This is a genomic window from Kitasatospora sp. NPDC098663, from assembly GCF_044760075.1.
GTDB lineage: Bacteria > Actinomycetota > Actinomycetes > Streptomycetales > Streptomycetaceae > Kitasatospora.
Window position 1 is genome coordinate 160,252 of record NZ_JBIWAP010000004.1, and the last position, 21,095, is coordinate 181,346.

The 21,095-nt window shown below is 71.5% G+C and carries 17 protein-coding genes; 6 read left to right on the forward strand and 11 right to left on the reverse strand.

Going from position 1 to position 21,095, the window contains the following annotated elements; all coding sequences use genetic code 11:
* Positions 1–99 precede the first annotated feature (99 nt).
* The 5 genes from tkt to pgl all read left to right on the forward strand — a co-directional run bounded on the left by tkt (position 100) and on the right by pgl (position 6,943).
* Positions 100–2,199 (forward strand): transketolase, encoded by a 2,100-nt coding sequence (gene tkt / locus ACIQVZ_RS06050; RefSeq protein ID WP_402447532.1) that lies wholly within the window; start codon positions 100–102, stop codon positions 2,197–2,199.
* 89 nt (positions 2,200–2,288) lie between these two features.
* Complete coding sequence (gene tal, locus ACIQVZ_RS06055) at positions 2,289–3,428, forward strand: transaldolase (RefSeq protein ID WP_063349514.1); 1,140 nt, start codon at positions 2,289–2,291, stop codon at positions 3,426–3,428.
* Between the two features lie 64 nt (positions 3,429–3,492).
* Complete coding sequence (gene zwf, locus ACIQVZ_RS06060) at positions 3,493–5,049, forward strand: glucose-6-phosphate dehydrogenase (protein ID WP_350885865.1); 1,557 nt, start codon at positions 3,493–3,495, stop codon at positions 5,047–5,049.
* Positions 5,046–6,158, forward strand: a complete 1,113-nt coding sequence (gene opcA, locus ACIQVZ_RS06065; protein ID WP_350885793.1) for a glucose-6-phosphate dehydrogenase assembly protein OpcA — start codon at positions 5,046–5,048, stop codon at positions 6,156–6,158. Before zwf ends, opcA begins: the two co-directional genes overlap by 4 nt.
* Complete coding sequence (gene pgl / locus ACIQVZ_RS06070; protein ID WP_402447535.1) at positions 6,155–6,943, forward strand: 6-phosphogluconolactonase; 789 nt, start codon at positions 6,155–6,157, stop codon at positions 6,941–6,943. The genes opcA and pgl overlap by 4 nt, the downstream gene beginning before the upstream one ends.
* Positions 6,944–7,011: 68 nt before the next feature.
* Here the strand turns inward: pgl and ACIQVZ_RS06075 are convergent, their stop codons facing one another.
* The 11 genes from ACIQVZ_RS06075 to uvrA form a co-directional block, all read right to left on the reverse strand.
* Positions 7,012–7,299, reverse strand: a complete 288-nt coding sequence (locus ACIQVZ_RS06075) for an RNA polymerase-binding protein RbpA (RefSeq protein ID WP_063349510.1) — start codon at positions 7,297–7,299, stop codon at positions 7,012–7,014.
* Positions 7,300–7,504: 205 nt separating this feature from the next.
* A complete protein-coding gene (gene secG, locus ACIQVZ_RS06080; protein WP_063349509.1) occupies positions 7,505–7,741 on the reverse strand; it encodes a preprotein translocase subunit SecG in 237 nt (78 codons plus the stop codon).
* Positions 7,742–7,827: 86 nt separating this feature from the next.
* Positions 7,828–8,613 (reverse strand): triose-phosphate isomerase, encoded by a 786-nt coding sequence (gene tpiA, locus ACIQVZ_RS06085; protein ID WP_402447537.1) that lies wholly within the window; start codon positions 8,611–8,613, stop codon positions 7,828–7,830.
* 5 nt (positions 8,614–8,618) lie between these two features.
* Entirely contained in the window at positions 8,619–9,821 is a 1,203-nt protein-coding gene (locus ACIQVZ_RS06090; protein ID WP_402447539.1) for a phosphoglycerate kinase, read from the reverse strand.
* A 150-nt stretch (positions 9,822–9,971) separates the two neighbouring features.
* Positions 9,972–10,979, reverse strand: coding sequence for a type I glyceraldehyde-3-phosphate dehydrogenase (gene gap, locus ACIQVZ_RS06095; RefSeq protein WP_063349506.1), 1,008 nt, complete (start codon positions 10,977–10,979; stop codon positions 9,972–9,974).
* A 300-nt stretch (positions 10,980–11,279) separates the two neighbouring features.
* Entirely contained in the window at positions 11,280–12,260 is a 981-nt protein-coding gene (gene whiA / locus ACIQVZ_RS06100) for a DNA-binding protein WhiA (protein ID WP_063349505.1), read from the reverse strand.
* Positions 12,251–13,348, reverse strand: a complete 1,098-nt coding sequence (gene yvcK, locus ACIQVZ_RS06105; protein WP_350885867.1) for a uridine diphosphate-N-acetylglucosamine-binding protein YvcK — start codon at positions 13,346–13,348, stop codon at positions 12,251–12,253. The genes whiA and yvcK overlap by 10 nt, the downstream gene beginning before the upstream one ends.
* A 63-nt stretch (positions 13,349–13,411) precedes the next feature.
* Positions 13,412–14,242, reverse strand: a complete 831-nt coding sequence (gene rapZ / locus ACIQVZ_RS06110) for an RNase adapter RapZ (protein WP_387816332.1) — start codon at positions 14,240–14,242, stop codon at positions 13,412–13,414.
* Positions 14,243–14,414: 172 nt separating this feature from the next.
* Positions 14,415–16,496 carry an excinuclease ABC subunit UvrC gene (gene uvrC, locus ACIQVZ_RS06115; protein ID WP_402447542.1) on the reverse strand — a complete coding sequence of 694 codons (2,082 nt, stop codon included), beginning with the start codon at positions 16,494–16,496 and terminating at the stop codon, positions 14,415–14,417.
* Between the two features lie 96 nt (positions 16,497–16,592).
* On the reverse strand, positions 16,593–17,045 hold the full coding sequence (locus ACIQVZ_RS06120; RefSeq protein ID WP_350885806.1) for a Rieske (2Fe-2S) protein: 453 nt from the start codon (positions 17,043–17,045) through the stop codon (positions 16,593–16,595).
* Between the two features lie 111 nt (positions 17,046–17,156).
* Positions 17,157–20,066 (reverse strand): excinuclease ABC subunit UvrA, encoded by a 2,910-nt coding sequence (gene uvrA, locus ACIQVZ_RS06125; protein ID WP_402447543.1) that lies wholly within the window; start codon positions 20,064–20,066, stop codon positions 17,157–17,159.
* A gap of 268 nt (positions 20,067–20,334) precedes the next feature.
* Here uvrA and ACIQVZ_RS06130 point away from each other — a divergent pair, with 268 nt between their 5' ends.
* Positions 20,335–21,069, forward strand: a complete 735-nt coding sequence (locus ACIQVZ_RS06130; protein ID WP_402447545.1) for a maleylpyruvate isomerase family mycothiol-dependent enzyme — start codon at positions 20,335–20,337, stop codon at positions 21,067–21,069.
* Positions 21,070–21,095 lie beyond the last annotated feature (26 nt).

Here is a 21,095-nt window from a genome sequence, read left to right on the forward strand (position 1 = left end):
CGTGACCGGCACCACCCAGCGTCGAGACCACAGCGCCGTGGCCGACCCGGTCCCCTTTCACGGGGTCACTCTTCACAACGGAAGGAGCCCTGAGACAGGGTGAGCACGACGCCGACGAACGCATTCGAGTGGTCCGAACTGGATGAGCGCACGGTTGACACAGCGCGGGTCCTGGCCATGGACGCCGTCCAGAAGGTCGGCAACGGACACCCCGGGACGGCCATGTCGCTGGCCCCCGCGGCGTACCTGATCTTCCAGCGTTTCCTGCGCCACGACCCGACCGACCCCGCGTGGGTCGGCCGCGACCGGTTCGTGCTGTCCCCCGGGCACACGAGCATGACCCTCTACACCCAGCTGTACCTGTCGGGCTACGGCCTGGAGCTGGACGACCTCAAGGCCTTCCGCGTCGCGGGCAGCCGCACCCCGGGCCACCCGGAGCACGGCCACACCGCGGGCGTGGAGACCACCACCGGCCCGCTGGGCCAGGGCATCGCCAACGCGGTGGGCATGGCGATGGCCGCCCGCTACGAGCGCGGCCTGTTCGACCCGGACGCCGCCGCCGGCGAGTCCCCCTTCGACCACACCATCTGGGCCATCGTCTCCGACGGCGACCTGCAGGAGGGCATCTCCGCCGAGGCCTCCTCGCTGGCCGGTCACCAGAAGCTGGGCAACCTGGTCGCCCTGTACGACGACAACCACATCTCGATCGAGGGCGACACCGAGACCGCCTTCTCCGAGGACGTCCTCAAGCGCTACGAGGCGTACGGCTGGCACGTCCAGCGGGTCGCCCCGAAGGCCAACGGCGACATCGACGTGGCCGTCCTGGCCGACGCGCTGGCCGCGGCCAAGGCCGAGACCACCCGTCCGTCGATCATCGCGATGCGCACGATCATCGCCTGGCCGGCCCCGGACGCCCAGAACACCGCCAAGGCGCACGGCTCCGCGCTCGGCGCCGCCGAGATCGCCGCCACCAAGAAGGTCCTGGGCTTCGACCCGGAGAAGACCTTCGAGGTCTCCGACAAGGTGATCGAGCACGCCCGCGAGGTCATCAAGCGCGGCAAGGCCGCCCACGCCGAGTGGGAGCAGTCCCTGGAGGCCTGGCGCGCCGCCGACCCGCAGCGCGCCGCCGAGTTCGACCGCATCCAGGCCGGCGAGCTGCCCGAGGGCTGGAAGAAGACCGTCCCGGTCTTCCCGGCCGGCAAGGACGTCGCCACCCGCAAGGCCTCCGGCGAGACCCTCAAGGCGATCGGCGCGGTCATCCCGGAGCTGTGGGGCGGCTCGGCCGACCTCGCCGAGTCCAACCTCACCACCATCGACGAGGACAGCTCGTTCCTCCCCGACGGCAACCCGCTGAAGAGCGCCGGCCCGTACGGCCGGACGATCCACTTCGGCATCCGCGAGCACGCCATGGGCTCGACCATGAACGGCATCGCCCTGCACGGCAAGACCCGCGTGTACGGCGGCACCTTCCTGGTCTTCGCCGACTACATGCGCCCGGCCGTGCGCCTGGCCGCGCTGATGAAGCTGCCGGTCACCTACGTCTGGACGCACGACTCGATCGGCCTCGGCGAGGACGGCCCGACCCACCAGCCGGTGGAGCACATGGCCTCGCTGCGCGCCATCCCGGGCCTGGCCATGGTCCGCCCGGCCGACGCCAACGAGACGGCCGTCGCCTGGCGCACCGTCATCGAGCGCCAGACCACCCACCCCGGCCCGGTCGGCCTGGCGCTCACCCGCCAGAACGTCCCGACCTTCGACCGCGAGGTCTTCGGCTCCGCCGAGGGCACCGCGAAGGGCGGCTACATCCTGGCCGAGGCCTCCAGCGGCGACCCGCAGGTGATCCTGCTGGGCACCGGCTCCGAGGTCCAGCTGGCCGTCAAGGCCCGCGAGGTGCTCGAGGCCGAGGGCATCGCCACCCGGGTGGTCTCGGTGCCGTCCTTCGAGTGGTTCCAGGAGCAGGACCAGGCCTACCGTGACAGTGTGCTGCCGCCGTCGGTCAAGGCCCGGGTGTCGGTCGAGGCCGGCATCGGCCAGGGCTGGCGCGAGCTGGTCGGCGACCACGGCCGGATCATCTCGCTGGAGCACTTCGGCGCCTCCGCCGACTACAAGGTGCTCTACGAGGAGTTCGGCCTGACCGCCGAGCGCGTGGTGGCCGAGGCCCACAACGCCCTCCGTTCCCTTGAGGCCGTCAACCGCTGACGCCCCCCTGGGCCGTGCGCCCGCCCGCACGCGGGCGCACGGCCCCCTCTGACTACCCCACGAAGCAGAACAAAAAGGACTGAAGCACCATGACTGACGCACTGAAGCGCCTCAGCGACGAAGGCGTGGCGATCTGGCTGGACGACCTCAGCCGCAAGCGGCTGAACACCGGCAACCTCGCCGAGCTGGTGCAGAACAAGCACGTGGTGGGCGTGACCACCAACCCGACCATCTTCCAGAAGGCCATCGGCGGCGGCGACGACTCCTACGACGGCCAGCTGCGCGACCTCGCCGTCCGCAAGGTCACCACCGACGAGGCCGTCCGCATGATCACCACCTCGGACGTGCGCGACGCGGCCGACGTGCTGCGCCCGGTCTACGACGCCTCCAACGGCCGCGACGGCCGGGTCTCCATCGAGGTCGACCCGCGCCTGGCGCACGAGACCGCGGCCACCGTGGCCGAGGCCAAGCAGCTGTGGTGGCTGGTCGACCGCCCGAACGTCTTCATCAAGATCCCCGCCACCAAGGCCGGCCTGCCCGCGATCGCCGAGGTGATCGGCCGTGGCATCAGCGTCAACGTCACGCTGATCTTCTCGCTGGAGCGCTACAAGGCCGTCATCGACGCCTACCTGACCGGTCTGGAGGCCGCCAAGGCCAAGGGCCTGGACCTCTCCCAGATCGAGTCGGTCGCCTCCTTCTTCGTCTCCCGCGTGGACACCGAGATCGACAAGCGCCTGGAGAAGATCGGCGGCGACGCCCGGGACCTGCGCTCCAAGGCCGCCCTGGCCAACGCCCGCCTCGCCTACCAGGCGTACGAGGAGGTCTTCGGCTCGGTCGACGGCAAGTCCGCCGGCAGCGCCCGCTGGCGCTCGCTGGAGGCCGCCGGCGCCAAGCCGCAGCGCCCGCTGTGGGCGTCCACCGGTGTCAAGGACCCGGCCCTGCCGGACACCCTGTACGTCACCGAGCTGGTCGCCCCCGGCACGGTCAACACCATGCCCGAGGCCACCCTGGAGGCCACCGCCGACCACGGTGTGGTCACCGGCGGCACCATCGTCCCCAACTACGCCGACGCCAAGGCCGTGATGGACGCCATCGCCGCCGCCGGCGTGGACTACGACGACGTGGTCCAGGTGCTGGAGGACGAGGGCGTGGAGAAGTTCGAGCAGTCCTGGAACGAGCTGCTCGACACCGTCACCGCCTCGCTCGCCTCCTTCGCCGGCGAGAAGTGACCGTTCGCTCACACAGCCAGCGCACGAAAGCGGAGCCCAACAAGTGAGCACTGATTTCCCCGAGTTGACCTCGGAGTCGGACGCGGACGATCTCCCGCCGGCCCCCGTCAACCCGCTTCGTGACCCGGCCGACCGACGGCTCCCGCGCATCGCGGGGCCGTCCGGTCTGGTCATCTTCGGAGTCACCGGCGACCTGTCCCGCAAGAAGCTCATGCCGGCCATCTACGACCTGGCCAACCGCGGTCTGCTGCCGCCGGGCTTCTCTCTCGTCGGCTTCGCCCGGCGCGAGTGGGACGACGAGGACTTCGCCAAGGAGGTCCACGACGCGGTCAAGGAGCACGCCCGCACCCCGTTCCGGGAGGAGGTCTGGCAGCAGCTCGCCAAGGGCATGCGCTTCGTCCACGGCACCTTCGACGACGACGACGCCTTCGACAAGCTCCGCGAGACCATCGACGAGCTGGACAAGGCGCAGGGCACCGGCGGCAACTTCGCCTTCTACCTGTCCGTCCCGCCGAAGTTCTTCCCGACCGTCGTCCAGCAGCTCAAGAAGCACGGCCTGGCCGACCCCCCGCAGGGCTCGTGGCGCCGCGCGGTCATCGAGAAGCCCTTCGGCCACGACCTGGAGAGCGCCCAGGAGCTGAACCGGATCGTCCACGAGGTCTTCCCCCGGGACGAGGTCTTCCGGATCGACCACTACCTGGGCAAGGAGACGGTCCAGAACATCCTGGCGCTGCGCTTCGCCAACCAGATGTTCGAGCCGATCTGGAACCGGTCGTACGTCGACCACGTGCAGATCACCATGGCCGAGGACATCGGCATCGGCGGCCGGGCCGGCTACTACGACGGCATCGGCTCCGCCCGCGACGTCATCCAGAACCACCTGCTCCAGCTGATGGCGCTCACCGCCATCGAGGAGCCGGCGTCCTTCCACCCGAAGGCGCTGGTGGCCGAGAAGCTCAAGGTGCTCAGCGCCGTCAAGCTCCCGGCCGACCTCGGCCGACACACCGTGCGCGGCCAGTACGCGGCCGGCTGGCAGGGCGGCGAGGAGGTGGTCGGCTACCTGGACGAGGACGGCATCGACCCGGACTCCAAGACCGACACCTACGCCGCGATCAAGCTGGAGATCAACAACCGCCGCTGGGCGGGCGTCCCGTTCTACCTGCGCACCGGCAAGCGGCTGGGCCGCCGGGTCACCGAGATCGCGGTGGTCTTCCAGCGCGCCCCGTACCTGCCGTTCGACTCCTACGCGACCGAGGAGCTGGGGCAGAACGCCCTGGTCATCCGGGTCCAGCCGGACGAGGGCGTGACGGTGCGGTTCGGCTCCAAGGTGCCGGGCACCTCCTTCGAGGTCCGGGACGTCACGATGGACTTCGCCTACGGCGAGTCCTTCACCGAGTCCAGCCCGGAGGCGTACGAGCGGCTCATCCTCGACGTGCTGCTCGGCGACGCCAACCTGTTCCCGCGTCACCAGGAGGTCGAGCTCTCCTGGCAGATCCTCGACCCGATCGAGAAGTACTGGGACACCCACGGCAAGCCCGCCCAGTACTCCGCGGGGACCTGGGGCCCGGCCGAGGCGGACGAGATGCTCGCACGAGACGGCAGGAGCTGGCGCCGGCCATGAAGATCGACCTCACCAACACGACGTCCAGCAAGATCAACGCCGCGCTGATGGAGGCGCGCCGGGCCAGTGGCTCCACCGCCGCCGGCATGGTGCTCACCCTGGTGATCGTGACCGACGAGGGCAGCGCGTACGACGCCCTCAAGGCCGCCAACGACGCCTCCCGCGAGCACCCCTCGCGCACCCTCGCGGTGATCAAGCGCGCCGGGCGTTCGCCCCGGGCCCGCGCCGAGACCCGGCTGGACGCCGAGATCCTGGTCGGCACCGACGCCGGCTCGGGAGAGACGGTCATCCTGCGCATGCACGGCGAACTCGCCGCGCACGCCCAGTCGGTGGTCCTGCCGCTGCTGCTCCCGGACGCCCCGGTCGTCGTCTGGTGGCCCGACAACGCGCCGCTGCACCCGGCGCAGGACCCGCTGGGCGCGCTCGCCCAGCGCCGGATCACCGACGCCGTCACCGCCGAGTCCCCGGTGGGCCAGCTCGCCCAGCGGGCCCAGAGCTACACCCCGGGCGACACCGACCTGGCCTGGACCCGGATCACCGGCTGGCGCTCGATGCTGGCCGCCGCGCTGGACCAGCGGCCGGTCACGATCACCTCCGCGGTGGTCGAGGGCGAGTCCTACAACCCCAGCGTCGAACTGCTCGGCCTCTGGCTGCACAACCGGCTGCACGTGCCGGTCGAGCGGGTCGTCACCGGCGGCCCCGGCATCACCGCGGTGCACCTGCGCACCAAGGACGGCGACATCACCCTGGACCGCCCCGACGGCCTGATGGGCACGCTCTCCATGGTCGGCTCCCCCGACCGCCAGGTGGCGCTCAAGCGGCGCGAGACCTCGGAGCTGATCGCCGAGGAACTGCGCCGGCTCGACCCGGACGACATCTACGCGACGGCCGTGCGCACGCCCGTCGACCGGCTGCGCGAGCCGGACACCGCCGAGACGGCGGCGGCCGAGCGGGTCGCCCGCGCGGCGGTCGCCGAGGCCGCGGTGGCCAACCCCGCCCGGGTGACCGCCAAGGTCGCGTCCGAGGGCGCGTCCGAGGACGTGCCCGAGGCCGCCGAGAAGGCTCCCGCCAAGAAGCCCGCCAAACGCGCCGCCAAGGGGAGCGCATGACCAACGCGACCCCGCAGCTGGTCGTCCACCGGGACAAGGAGCTGATGGCCCAGGCGGCCGCGGCCCGGCTGATCACCCGGATCGTGGACGCCCAGGCCGCCCGCGGCACCGCCTCGGTGGTGCTCACCGGCGGGCGCAACGGCAACGCCCTGCTGGCCGCGATCGCCGCCTCCCCGGCGCGCGACGCGGTCGACTGGGCGCGGCTGGACCTCTGGTGGGGCGACGAGCGCTTCGTCCCCGCCGGGGACCCGGACCGCAACGCCGTCCAGGCCCGCGCCGAACTGCTGGACTCCGTCCCGCTCGACCCGGCGCGGGTGCACGAGATGCCCGCCTCGGACGGTGTGGACGGCTCGGACGTGGAGGCCGCCGCCGCCCGCTACGCGGAGGAGCTGGCGAAGGCCTCCGGCCCGGGCGACCGGCTCGGCGTCCCGGCCTTCGACGTGCTGCTGCTCGGCGTCGGCCCGGACACCCACGTCGCCTCGCTCTTCCCCGAGCACCCGGGCGTGCGGGAGAGCGAGCTGACCGTGATCGGCGTGCGCGGGGCCCCCAAGCCCCCGCCGACCCGGGTCTCGCTCACCCTCCCGGCGATCCGGGCGGCCCGCGAGGTCTGGCTGCTGGCGGCCGGCGCGGACAAGGCGGACGCGGTCGCGATGGCCCTGTCCGGCCCCGGCGAGCTCCAGGCGCCCGCCTCCGGCGCGTACGGCCGCAGCCGCACCCTGTGGCTGCTGGACCGGGCCGCGGCGGAGCAGATCCCGCCCCAGCTGTACCCGCCGGCCTCGGCGTAACGGGCCCGGCAACGCACAAGGGCGCCACCGTCCTCGACGGTGGCGCCCTTCGCTGTCTGTCGTCCGGGTCAGATCTCGCCGCGCAGCTTGGCCAGCGCCTCGGCCAGGATCGCCTCGCCGTCGGCGTCGGTGCGCCGCTCGCGGACGTAGGCGAGGTGGGTCTTGTACGGCTCGTTGCGCGAGGGCGCGGGCGGGTTGTGCTCGTCCTGCCCGGCCGGGAAACCGCACCGCGGGCAGTCCCAGGTGTCCGGGATGACGGCCTCGGCGGCGAAGCTCGGCCGGGTCTCGTGCTTGTTGGCACACCAGAAGGTGATCCGGTTGCGCGGGGCGGACTCGCCGCGCTCCGCCTCGCCCATCGGGCCCGCTCCGACCCTGCTGCCACGGATGGCGTTGCCACTTGCCACGGTCTGACTCCCTGCGTGCTGGTGCGCCGACCCTCCGCGGTGCGCGTCGGTGGCGAAAGTCGTCCTAGTGTAAGCAGGAGTTAAGCGTCCACCGCCATCGCCTCCGCCCCCGACCGTCCCAGGATAGGCGCTCGGGCGACGGGGCGTCAGGGTTACGTCAGCTCTTGTACTTCAGCACCAGGCCCAGCACGATGATGCAGGCGAACCAGGCGAGACCGACCACGATCGTGATGCGGTCCAGGTTGCGCTCGGCCACCGCCGAGCCGCCGCCGGTGGACATCGCGCCGCCACCGAACATGTCCGACAGGCCGCCGCCCTTCCCCTTGTGCAGCAGCACCAGCAGGATCATCAGCAGACTGAAGATGATCAGGGCAATCGAGAACCCGAGAACCACGACGGGACCAACTCTCTCGTATCTTCGGCGACGGGGCCGGACCGCGACGGCGGTCCGGCCCCAAAGCCTACGTTGCTGCAGCGGCGTTAGCCTACTGCCTGCTCACGGTAGCGCACGATCTTGACGAACTCGTCGGCGTCCAGCGAGGCACCGCCGATCAGGCCGCCGTCGATGTCGGGCTTGGCCATCAGGCCGGCCGCGCTCGACGACTTCACCGAACCGCCGTACAGCACGCGGACCTTGTCGGCCAGCTCGGCGTCGTACAGCTCGGCGATCCGCTTGCGGATGGCGGCGCAGACCTCCTGCGCGTCCTCCGGGGTGGCCACCTCGCCGGTGCCGATCGCCCAGACCGGCTCGTAGGCGACCACGATGGACTCGGCCTGGTGGGCCGGGACGTCCGCCAGGGCGCCGTCCAGCTGGGCGAGGGTGTGCTCGACGTGGGTGCCGGCCTTGCGGACGTCCAGCGGCTCGCCGATGCACAGGATCGGGGTGATCCCGGCCCGGTAGGCGGCCTTGACCTTGGCGTTGACGATCGCCTCGTCCTCACCGTGGTACTGGCGGCGCTCCGAGTGGCCGATCACCGCGAAGGTGCACTTCAGCTTGGCCAGCATCGGGCCGGAGACCTCGCCGGTGTAGGCACCGGAGTCGTGCTGCGAGACGTCCTGCGAGCCGTACTTGATCTTCAGCTTGTCGCCGTCGACCAGGGTCTGCACCGAACGCAGGTCGGTGAACGGCACCAGGACGGCGACCTCGACGGCCTCGTAGTCCTTGTCGGCCAGCGCGAAGGCCAGCTTCTGGGTGTGCTGGATGGCCTCAAGGTGGTTGAGGTTCATCTTCCAGTTGCCCGCCATCAGCGGGAGACGCTCAGTCATTGCTTTCAGCCTTCCAGGGCGGCGAGACCGGGGAGGGTCTTGCCCTCCAGGTACTCGAGGCTGGCGCCACCGCCGGTCGAGATGTGTCCGAATGCGTTCTCGTCGAAGCCCAGGATGCGGACGGCCGCGGCGGAGTCGCCGCCACCGACCACGGTGAACGCGTCGCTGTCCAGCAGCGCCTGGGCCACGGCCTTGGTGCCGTTCGCGTAGTCCGGGTGCTCGAAGACGCCCATCGGGCCGTTCCAGAACACGGTGCCCGCGTCGGCCAGCTTCGCCGCGTACAGCTCGCGGGTCTTCGGGCCGATGTCCAGGCCCTCCTGGTCGGCCGGGATCGCGTCCGCGGCGACGAGCTCGGGGTTGGCCGGGGCCTTGGTCTTGAGGTCGGGGAACTCCGCCGACACCAGGACGTCCACCGGCAGGACGAACTCGACGCCCGTCTCCTCGGCACGCTTCAGGTAGTCCAGGACGACCGGGATCTGGTCCTCCTGCAGCAGCGAGATGCCGACCTCGTGGCCCTTGGCCTTGAGGAAGGTGTACGCCATGCCGCCGCCGATCAGGATCCGGTCGGCCTTCTTCAGCAGGTTGTCGATCACGCCGAGCTTGTCGGAGACCTTGGCGCCGCCGAGCACGACCACGTACGGGCGCGCGACCTCCTCGGTGAGCTTCTTGAGCACACCGACCTCGGTGGCGATCAGGTCGCCGGCCGCGTGCGGCAGCAGGCCGGGCAGGTCGTAGACCGAGGCGTGCTTGCGGTGCACGGCGCCGAAGCCGTCGCCGACGTACAGGTCCGCGAGGGCGGCCAGCTGCTCGGCGAAGGCCTTGCGCTCGGCGTCGTCCTTGCTGGTCTCGCCGGCGTTGAAGCGCAGGTTCTCCAGCAGCGCGACCTCGCCGTCGTCCAGGGCGGCCACGGTGGACTCGGCGCTCTCGCCCACGGTGTCGGTGGCGAAGGCGACGTTCTTGCCGAGGATCTCGCCGAGGCGCACGGCCGCCGGGGCCAGCGAGAACTTCGGGTCCGGCGCACCCTTCGGGCGGCCGAGGTGGGAGGCGACGACGACCCGGGCGCCGCGCTCGACGAGCTTGGCGATGGTCGGGGCGACGGCACGGATCCGGCCGTCGTCGGTGATCGTGGTGCCGTCCAGCGGGACGTTCAGGTCGGCACGGACGAACACGCGCTTGCCGGCGACGTCGAGGTCTTCGATGGTCTTCACGGGGATTGGCTCTCCTGGGGAGATGGTTGATGCGCAGAGGCGGCACGGCGCAGGGGCCGCCTGGGAAGTCCTGGTGCGCAGAGCGAGGGCCCGGTCGGCACAGTGCGCCAGCCGGGCCCTCGCCCCTACATCACGTCAGCTCCCGCTGCGTCAGAGCTGGCCGCCGACGAGGGAGGTCAGGTTGACGAGGCGGTTCGAGTAGCCCCACTCGTTGTCGTACCAGCCGAGCACCTTGACCTGGTTGCCCTGGACCATGGTGAGCTGGGAGTCGAAGATGCAGGAGGCCGGGTCGTTGACGATGTCCGAGGAGACGATCGGGTCCTCGGTGTAGGTCAGGATGCCCTTGAGCGGGCCCTCCTGCGAGGCCTTCTGGAAGGCGGCGTTGACCTCGTCCTTGGTCACCTCGCGCTCCAGGGTGACGACCAGGTCGGTGATGGAGCCGGTCGGGACCGGGACGCGCAGCGAGGTGCCGTCCAGCTTGCCCTTCAGCTCCGGCAGGACCAGGGCGGTCGCCTTGGCGGCACCGGTCGAGGTCGGGATGATGTTCTGCGACGCGGCACGGGCGCGGCGCAGGTCCTTGTGCGGGAAGTCCAGGGTCACCTGGTCGTTGGTGAACGCGTGGACGGTCGTCATCAGGCCCTTGACGATGCCGAAGTTCTCGTGCAGCACCTTGGCCATCGGCGCCACGCAGTTCGTGGTGCAGGAGGCGTTGGAGATGATCGAGTGGTTGGCGGCGTCGTACTTGTCCTCGTTGACGCCGAGGACGATGGTGACGTCCTCGTCGCTCGCGGGCGCCGAGATGATGACCTTCTTGGCGCCGGCGGCGAGGTGCTTCTTCGCGGCCTCGGCCTTGGTGAAGATGCCGGTGGACTCGACGACGATGTCGGCGCCCAGGGCGGCCCACGGCAGGTTGGCGGGGTCACGCTCGGCGCTGACCTGGAAGGTCTTGCCGTCGACGGTGATGCTGTCCTCGGTGTGCGAGACCTCGCCCGGGAAGGTGCCCAGGGTGGTGTCGTACTTGAGCAGGTGAGCCAGGGTCTTCGTGTCAGTGAGGTCGTTGACACCGACGATCTCGATGTCCGCGCCCTGCGCCTTGACCGCGCGGAAGAAGTTGCGGCCGATGCGGCCGAATCCGTTGATGCCTACCCGGATCGTCACGAACCGATCTCCTCGTTAGGTACGCCGGAGCTAAGCCGACGGGGGTGAGATTTGGGAAGTCCCCGACCGCCTATGACCCTACCCCTCCCAGGCCTGGGAGGGCACATCGCGCCACGTGCGACGACCTGGCGTGGCGCGAAAACAGGCCGACCGTCCTTGGCCGTCAGGGCAGTTGGTCCTGGTCAGTGGTCTCTACCAATTTGCGCACACCGGGCGCGTCCGGGTATCGCCTCCGGACACGGCGGCGGCCGGTGCCCGGAATCCGGACACCGGCCGCGGAACAGCCACTCGGTGCGGCGGTCAGTTCATCGCCATCTCGTCGGTGAGGTTGGCCTCGGTGCTCGGCAGGCCGAGCTCCGAGGCGCGCTTGTCCGCCATCGCCAGCAGGCGGCGGATCCGGCCGGCCACCGCGTCCTTGGTCAGCGGCGGGTCGGCGAGCGCGCCCAGTTCCTCCAACGAGGCCTGCTTGTGCTGCATCCGCAGCTGGCCGGCCGCGGCCAGATGCTCGGGCACCTCCTCGCCGAGGATCTCCAGCGCCCGCGCCACCCGGGCGCCGGCCGCCACCGCGGCGCGGGCCGAGCGGCGCAGGTTGGCGTCGTCGAAGTTCGCCAGGCGGTTGGCGGTGGCCCGGACCTCGCGCCGCATCCGGCGCTCCTCCCAGGCGAGCACCGACTCGTGCGCGCCGAGCCGGGTCAGCAGCGCGCCGATCGCGTCGCCGTCGCGGATCACGACCCGGTCCACGCCGCGCACCTCGCGGGCCTTGGCCGGGATGCCGAGCCGGCGGGCCGCGCCGACCAGGGCGAGGGCGGCCTCGGAGCCGGGGCAGGTGATCTCCAGCGAGGAGGAGCGGCCCGGCTCGGTGAGCGAGCCGTGCGCCAGGAAGGCCCCGCGCCAGGCCGCCTCGGCATCGCAGGTGGCCCCGGAGACGACCGCCGGGGGCAGCCCCCGGATCGGCCGGCCCCGGCCGTCCACGAGGCCGGTCTGGCGCGCGAGCAGTTCGCCGTCCTTGACCACCCGGACGACGAAGCGGCTGCCGCGCCGCAGCCCGCCGGGGGCCATCACCACGAGGTCGGAGGAGTGTCCGAAGATCTCCAGCAGGTCCTTGCGCAGCCGCCGCGCCGCCGCGCCGGTGTCCAGCTCCGCCTCGATCACGATCCGGCCGCTCACGATGTGCAGCCCGCCCGCGAACCGCAGGATCGCCGACACCTCCGCCTTGCGGCAGCAGGCCCTGGTGACCGGGAGCCGGCTGATCTCGTCCTTCACCGCTGGAGTCATCGCCATGGCCCGATCCTTCCATGTGTCCGGAAAATCCGGTCGTACGCGGCGGCCAACAGCTCCGGGTCGTGTCGCGGGGTGCCGTCGGTGCGGGCCACCCGGCCCAGGACCAGGGCGGCGCCCATCCGCTCGGCGGCCTTCTCCAGACCGGCCAGATCCGCCTGGCCGAAGGCGCCGCCGGTGACGGCGCGCTCGTCCACCAGGATCGCATCCACCGCGAGGCCCGGGGCGTGGTCGGCGATGACCTCCAGGTGGCGCTGCGGGGTGAAGCCCTCGGTCTCGCCGGGCTGGGGGGCCAGGTTCAGGGTGAGCAGGCGGCGGGCGCGGGTCTCGGTGAGCGCCTTGGCCAGCTCCGGCACCAGCAGGTGCGGCAGCACGCTGGTGAACCAGGAACCGGGCCCGAGCACCACCCAGTCCGCCTCCCGGACGGCCGTGACCGCCTCCGGGACGGCCGGCGGCCCGTCCGGCAGCAGCCGGATCGACTGCACGGTGCCGGGCGTGACCGCGACGCTGGCCTGGCCGCGGACGGCCGACAGCTCGCCGGGGCGTTCCGGGTCGTGGCCGCGCACGGTCGCCTCGATGTCCAGCGGCACCGCCGACATCGGCAGCACCCGGCCCTGGACGTTCAGCAGCCGGCCGACCCAGTCCAGGGCGGCCACCGGGTCACCGAGCTTCTCCCAGAGCGCGACGATCAGCAGGTTGCCGACCGCGTGGCCGCCCAGCTCACCGGTGCCGGTGAAGCGCTGCTGGATCACCTCGGACCAGGTGCGCCCCCAGTCGTCGTCCCCGCACAGCGCGGCCAGCGCCTTGCGCAGGTCGCCGGGGGGCAGCACGCCCAGCTCGGTGCGGAGCCGGCCGCTGGAGCCGCCGTCGTCGGCGACGGTGACCACGGCGGTCAGGTCGCTGGTGAGCCGGCGCAGCGCGGAGAGCGAGGCGGACAGGCCCTGGCCGCCGCCGAGCGCGGTGATCCGGGGGGCCGGGTTGGCCCGGGCGGGGCTGCTGCGCGGCCGGCTCGGGACCGGCGGCCGGGCCGGGCCACCCGCCCGGTCGGCACTCCTGTTCTGCGGCTGCCGCCCGGGCACATATCCCGCCACACTCACCTCGCGTTCCTCGCCGCGGCCGCCGGCCCCGCCGGCGGCCCGGCTAGGAGGCGGCGGTCACTCCCGTCCCATGTCACGGTGGACGAGCACCGTCTCCACTCCGTCGGCGATGAGACGCTTGGTCAGGCGCTCGGACATCGCGACGCTGCGGTGCTTGCCACCGGTGCAGCCTACGGCAAGCGTCATGTAGCGCTTCCCCTCCCGGCGGTACCCCTCGGTGATGATGCGCAGGAGCTCGGCGTAGCCGTCCAGGAACTCGTTGGCGCCAGGCTGCTGGAACACGTAGTCGGCGACGTCCGCGTCGGTGCCGGTGCGGGCGCGCAGCTCGGGCACCCAGTGCGGGTTGGGCAGGAAGCGGCAGTCCACCACCAGGTCGGCGTCGACCGGCAGGCCGTACTTGAAGCCGAAGGACATCACGGTGGCGCGCAGCTCGGGCTCGTCGTGGTCGGCGAACTGGGCGTCCAGCTTGGCGCGCAGCTGGTGCACGTTGAGGTTGGAGGTGTCGATCACCAGGTCGGCCTCGCCGCGCAGGTCGCGCAGCAGGTCGCGCTCCTGGGCGATGCCGTCGACGATCCGGCCGTCGGCCTGCAGCGGGTGCGGGCGGCGCACGCTCTCGAAGCGGCGGACCAGCGCGTCGTCGGAGGAGTCCAGGAAGACCACGCTGAGCCGGACTCCGCGCTTCTCCAACTCGTCGAGCGAGGTGAGCAGGTCGTCGAAGAACTGGCGGCCCCGGACGTCCACGACCACGCCGATCCGGGCGACGTTGCCCTGGGAGCGGGCGCCCAGGTCGACCATGGTCGGGATCAGGGCCGGTGGCAGGTTGTCCACCACGAACCAGCCCAGGTCCTCCAGGCACTTCGCGGCGGTGGAGCGGCCGGCTCCGGACATACCGGAGATGATCACCAGCTCCGGCGCGTTCTCGGCCACGTCTGACACGGTCACTTCGGTTCCCCGCTCTCGGTCTTTCTGCTGGGGAGAACGCGCACGGCGCGGCCGCCCTTCCCCTGCCCGGACAGGCGGGCGGGGGCTGGGCGCGCCGTCTGACGGTCGGCGTCGACCGTCATGGCGTCTCCTGGGATGGTGCGGTCTGGGATGCTGCGGCCACCGGCTCGGCGGCCGGTTCGGCCCCGTCCTCGATGATCTCGCCGGTAGCGGTGTTCACCGCTGGTGCGACGGGTGTACGGGAGGACAACGCCGCCGCAACAGTCTCCGCCGTGCGGCGTCCGATGCCGGGTACGGCGCAGAGTTCGTCGACGGTGGCGGCCCGAAGCCTCTTCAGCGAGCCGAAGTGCTTGAGCAGCGCCTGGCGGCGAGTCTCGCCGAGGCCCGGGACGGAGTCCAGTTCCCCGGCGGTGAGTCGCTTGGAACGCTTGCTGCGCTGGTAGCTGATCGCGAAGCGGTGGGCCTCGTCGCGGACCCGCTGGAGCAGGTAGAGGCCCTCGCTGGAACGCGGCAGCACGACCGGGTCGTCCTCGCCGGGCAGCCAGACCTCCTCCAGCCGCTTGGCCAGGCCGCACAGCGCGACGTCGTCGATGCCGAGTTCGTCCAGGGCGCGCTTGGCGGCGGCGACCTGCGGCTGGCCGCCGTCGACGACCAGCAGTTGGGGCGGGTAGGCGAAGCGGCGCGGGCGGCCCGTCTCCGGGTCGATCGGGCCGGCCGGGGCCCCGGTGCCGTCGGCGGCGGCGCCAGGGTCGTCGGCCTCGGGGACGACCCACTCGCCGGTCTGCTCACGCTCCTGGAGGTAGCGGCGGAAGCGCCGGCCGATCACCTCGTGCATCGAGCGGACGTCGTCCTGGCCCTCGAACCCCTTGATCTGGAAGCGCCGGTACTCGCTCTTGCGGGCGAGGCCGTCCTCGAAGACGACCATCGAGGCGACCACGTCCTCGCCCTGGAGGTGGGAGATGTCGAAGCACTCGATGCGCAGCGGCACCGAGTCCAGCTCCAGCGCGTCGGCGATCTCCTGGAGGGCGCGGCTGCGGGTGGTGAGGTCGGAGGCGCGCTTGGTCTTGTGCAGTGCCAGCGCCTGCTGGGCGTTGCGCTGCACGGTGGCCATCAGGTCCTTCTTGTCGCCGCGTTGCGGGATCCGCAGGTCGACCTGGCTGCCGCGCAGGCCGCTCAGCCAGTCCCGGACCGGGCCGGCCGGCTCGGGCAGCGCGGGGACGAGCACCTCGCGCGGGACGGACTCGTTGCGCTCGTCCGGGCCGCCGGCGCCGCCGTAGAGCTGCTGGAGGGCGTGCTCGACCAGGCCGGCGGTGTCGACGTCCTCGACCTTGTCGGTGACCCAGCCGCGCTGGCCGCGCACCCGGCCGCCGCGGACGTGGAAGATCTGGACGGCGGCCTCCAGTTCGTCCTCGGCGACGGCCAGCAGGTCGGCGTCGGTGGCATCGGCGAGGACGATGGCGTTCTTCTCCATCGCGCGCTTGAGGGCGCCGATGTCGTCCCGCAGCCGGGCCGCCTTCTCGTACTCCATCTCCTCGGCGGCCTCCCGCATCTGCTCTTCCAGCCGGCGCAGGTAGTTGCCGGTGCGCCCGGCCATGAAGTCGCAGAAGTCCTCGGCCAGCGCCCGGTGTTCGTCCGGCGAGACCTTGCCGACGCAGGGCGCGGCGCACTTGCCGATGTAGCCGAGCAGGCAGGGCCGGCCGACCTGCCGGGCGCGCTTGAACACGCCGTTGGAGCAGGTGCGGACGGGGAAGACGCGCAGCAGCAGGTCGACCGTCTCGCGGATCGCCCAGGCGTGCCCGTACGGGCCGAAGTAGCGCACGCCCTTCTTGTGCGCCCCGCGCATCACCTGGACCCGCGGGTACTCCTCGTTGAGGGTGACGGCGAGTTCCGGATAGCTCTTGTCGTCGCGGTACTTGACGTTGAACCGCGGGTCGAACTCCTTGATCCAGGAGTACTCCAGCTGGAGCGCCTCGACCTCGGTGGCCACCACCGTCCACTCCACCGAGGCGGCGGTGGTGACCATGGTCGCGGTGCGCGGGTGCAGGCCGGCCAGGTCCTGGAAGTAGGACGACAGGCGCGGCCGCAGGCTCTTGGCCTTGCCGACGTAGATGACCCGCCCGTGGGCGTCACGGAACTTGTAGACGCCCGGTGAGGTCGGGATCGCGCCCGGCGCCGGGCGGTAGGTGCTCGGGTCAGCCATGGGTCCACCGTACCGAGTGGAGCCGGGGCCGCGAAGGGGAGATCAACTGGGCGGGGATCGACTTGGCGGAGATCGACTTGGCGGAGATCAACTGGTTCAGCTCGGGGTCACCTTGAGGTTCCCGCCGTCGACCGTGACGGCGTAGGCGGGCAGCGGCCTGGGGGCCGGGCCGTCCTGGACGGCGCCGTCGGCGATGGCGAACCGGCTGCCGTGGCAGGGGCACTGGATCTGCTGGCTCTTCACCTGGTCGACGACGCAGCCGGCGTGGGTGCAGACGGCGCTGAAGGCCTTGTACTCCCCCGCGGTCGGCTGGGTCACGACGATCTTCTGGTTGCGGAAGACCTTGCCGCCGCCCTCCGGCACCGCCGAGGCCGGGCCGAGGTCCACCGGGCTCTTGGCCGCGCTGCCGGCGCCGGAGGAGCCCGAGGAGCCCGAGGAGGAACCGCAGCCGGCGACCGCCACGGTGCCGCCGGCCGCCAGTACGGCGGCGGCACCGCAGAGCACGGTGCGGCGGGAGGTGGCGGGGCTGGTCTCGGGGGCCTCTGACATCGGTGCGCTCCTGCGGTTCGGCTTCCTACGAGGGACCACGGAAGTCTATGCGGCACCCGCTCCGCCGCCCCGGGGGCGGGGCGGCGGAGCGGGGCCGCTTCTCCCTCTTCGCTACTTCTTCGCCGCGGCGGCGCGCTTGCGCGGCGCCTTCTTCACCGAGGCGACCGGGGCGTCCGCGAACTCGCCCGGAAGGATGTCCCGGAGGAACTTGCCGGTGTGGCTCTCCGGGACGGCGGCGATCTGCTCCGGGGTGCCCTCGGCGACCACCATGCCGCCGCCGGAACCGCCCTCGGGGCCCATGTCGACGACCCAGTCCGCGGTCTTGATCACATCGAGGTTGTGCTCGATGACGATCACCGTGTTGCCCTTCTCCACCAGCCCGCTGAGCACCTTGATCAGCTTGCTGATGTCCTCGAAGTGCAGGCCGGTGGTGGGCTCGTCCAGCACGTAGACCGTCCGCCCGGTCGAGCGCTTCTGCAGCTCGGAGGCGAGCTTGACGCGCTGCGCCTCGCCGCCGGAGAGCGTCGGCGCGGACTGGCCGAGCCGGACGTAGCCGAGGCCGACGTCGTTGAGCGTCCTGAGGTGCCGGGCGATCGCCGGGACGGCCTCGAAGAAGGCCAGCGCCTCCTCGATCGGCATGTCCAGCACCTCGGAGATGGACTTGCCCTTGTAGTGGACCTCCAGCGTCTCCCGGTTGTACCGGGCGCCGTGGCAGACCTCGCACGGGACGTAGACGTCCGGCAGGAAGTTCATCTCGATCTTGATGGTGCCGTCGCCCGAGCAGTTCTCGCAGCGGCCGCCCTTGACGTTGAAGGAGAACCGGCCGGGCAGGTAGCCGCGGACCTTCGCCTCCTGCGTCTCCGCGAAGAGCCGGCGCACGTGGTCGAACACCCCGGTGTAGGTGGCCGGATTGGAGCGCGGGGTGCGCCCGATCGGCGACTGGTCGACGTGCACCACCTTGTCCACCAGGTCGGTGCCGGTGATCCGGGTGTGCCGGCCGGGCACGCTGCGGGCGCCGTTCAGCTCCCGGGCGAGGTGGGTGTAGAGGATGTCGTTGACCAGCGTCGACTTGCCGGAGCCGGAGACGCCGGTGATCGCGGTGAAGGTGCCGAGCGGGAAGCCGACCGTGACGTCCTTGAGGTTGTGCTCGCGGGCGCCGTGGACGGTCAGCTGGCGCTTCTTGTCCCGGTCGCGGCGGCCCGCCGGGATCGGGATGGACCGCTTGCCGGAGAGGTACTGGCCGGTCAGCGACTCCTTGTTGGACAGCAGCCCCTTCAACGAGCCGGAGTGCACCACCTTGCCGCCGTGCTCGCCGGCGCCCGGGCCGATGTCGACCACCCAGTCCGCCGTCTTGATGGTGTCCTCGTCGTGCTCGACCACGATCAGCGTGTTGCCGATGTCGCGCAGCCGCACCAGCGTCTCGATCAGCCGGTGGTTGTCCCGCTGGTGCAGGCCGATGGACGGCTCGTCCAGCACGTACAGCACGCCGACCAGGCCGGAGCCGATCTGGGTGGCCAGCCGGATGCGCTGGGCCTCGCCGCCGGACAGGGTGCCGGCCGCGCGGTTCAGCGAGAGGTAGTCCAGGCCGACGTCGACCAGGAAGCGCAGCCGCTCGTTGACCTCCTTCAGGACGCGCTCGGCGATCTGCTTGTCCCGGTCGTTCAGCTTCATCGCGCCCAGGAACTCGGCGCAGTCGCTGATCGACATCGCCGAGACGTCGGCGATCGACTTCTCCTCGACGGTGACCGCGAGCACCACCGGCTTGAGCCGGGTGCCCTCGCACGTCGGGCAGGGCACCTCGCGCATGTAGCCCTCGAAGCGCTCGCGGCTGCTGTCGCTCTCCGCCTCGGTGTGCCGGCGCTGGATGAACGGAACGGCGCCCTCGAAGCCGGTGCTGTACGAGCGCTCGCGCCCGAAGCGGTTGCGGTAGCTGACCTGCACCTGGTGCTTGTGCCCGTACAGCAGCGCCTTCTTGGCGCGGGCCGGCAGCCCGGCCCACGGGATGTCGGTGCGGAAGCCGAGCTCCCCGGCGAGCGCGTCGATCAGCCGCTGGAAGTACTCCTTGGCGTGGCCCGCCGACCACGGGTGGATCGCGCCCTCCTCCAGCGAGCGCTCCGGGTCCGGGACGACCAGCTCCGGGTCGACCTCCATCCGGTTGCCCAGGCCCGAGCAGTCCGGGCAGGCGCCGAACGGCGAGTTGAAGGAGAACGAGCGCGGCTCCAGCTCCTCGAACGACACGTCGTCGTACGGGCAGTAGAGGTGCTCGGAGTACATCCGCTCGCGCTCCGGGTCGTCCTCCGCGAGGTCGACGAAGTCGAGCACGACCATGCCGCCGGACAGCCGCAGGGCCGTCTCCACCGAGTCGGTGAGCCGCCGTTTGGCGCTCTCCTTGACGGTCAGGCGGTCGATGACCACCTCGACGGTGTGCTTCTCCTGCTTCTTGAGCTTCGGCGGCTCGGCGAGCTGGATCGTCTCGCCGTCCACCCGGGCGCGCGAGTAGCCCTTGGACTGGAGGTCGGCGAAGAGGTCGACGAACTCGCCCTTGCGCTCGCGCACCACCGGGCTGAGCACCTGGAACCGGGTGCCCTCGGCGAGCTCCAGCACCTTGTCGACGATCGCCTGCGGCGACTGCTTGGCGATCGGGCGGCCGCAGTGCGGGCAGTGCGGCTTGCCGATCCGGGCGAACAGCAGGCGCAGGTAGTCGTAGACCTCGGTGATCGTGCCGACGGTCGAACGGGGGTTGCGGTTGGTGGACTTCTGATCGATCGAGACGGCCGGGGAGAGGCCTTCGATGAAGTCCACATCGGGCTTGTCCATCTGCCCGAGGAACTGGCGGGCGTAGGAGGACAGCGACTCGACGTAGCGGCGCTGGCCCTCGGCGAAGATCGTGTCGAAGGCGAGCGAGGACTTGCCGGAGCCGGAGAGGCCCGTGAAGACGATGAGGGAGTCGCGGGGCAGGTCGAGCGAGACGTTCTTGAGGTTGTGCTCGCGAGCACCGCGGACGATGAGGCGGTCGGCCACTGCTTCTGGCGCCTTTCTCCGGGGCGAAGGGACTTGCGGGGAGATGTGTGCTTCTTCCAGGATGCGGCAGCCAGCCTACTAGCTCAGACGTTCGAATATCGACCGTGTCCAGTGGAGTCCACCCGAACGAGTGAGAGCGCCCTCCGGACCCTCCGTACCCGGACCGAAAAAGGCCCTGCTCAGCGGTCGGATTCGGCGATAGCGTCGGCTGGTCAACGAGCGGAGCCCCCCGCGGGCAACGCGCCGTCTCCCACAGAAGGCCGATCCGATGACCGACCCGCAGACCGCCGCCGAGGCCGCCGCGCAGTACCTGGCCCTGGTCGAGGAGAGCACCCGGCACCTGCTGAACACCGTCGCCGAGCTGAAGCCCGAGGCCGTCGCCGAGCCCTCCGCCCTGCCCGGCTGGACCCGCGGTCACGTGCTGGCGCACCTCGCCCGCAACGCCGACTCGCTGGTCAACCTGCTGGACGGCGCCCGCACCGGCACCGACATCCCGCAGTACGCCAGCACCGAGGCCCGCGACCGGCAGATCGAGGAGGGCGCGCCCCGCCCGGTGGACGTCCAGCTCGCCGACCTGCGCGACTCCCGCGAGCGCTTCGCCGCGGCCGCCGCGCTGCTGCCCGCCGAAGCCTGGACGGTCGAGGTCCGCCACCGCACCGGCTACGTCTTCCCCGCCCACGACCTCCCGTGGAAGCGCCTCGCCGAGGTCGAGTACCACCACGTCGACCTGGACGCCGGCCACACCCCCGCGCACTGGCCGGAGCTCTTCGCCGTCACCGAGTTCCACAAGATCGCCAACAAGCTGCGCGGCACCGCCCTGCCCGGCGTCGAGCTCGTCGCCGAGGACACCGGGGACATCGGCCTGATCGGCACCGGCGAGCCCGTCCTCACCGTCCGGGGCCCCCTCCGCTCCCTGCTCGCCTGGCTCTCCGGCCGCTCCGCCGGCGCCGGCCTCCGGACCACCCCCGACACCGCCCTCCCCCAGCTTCCCCCGCTGGGCTGACGGCGCGAAGATGATCCTGAACCCCT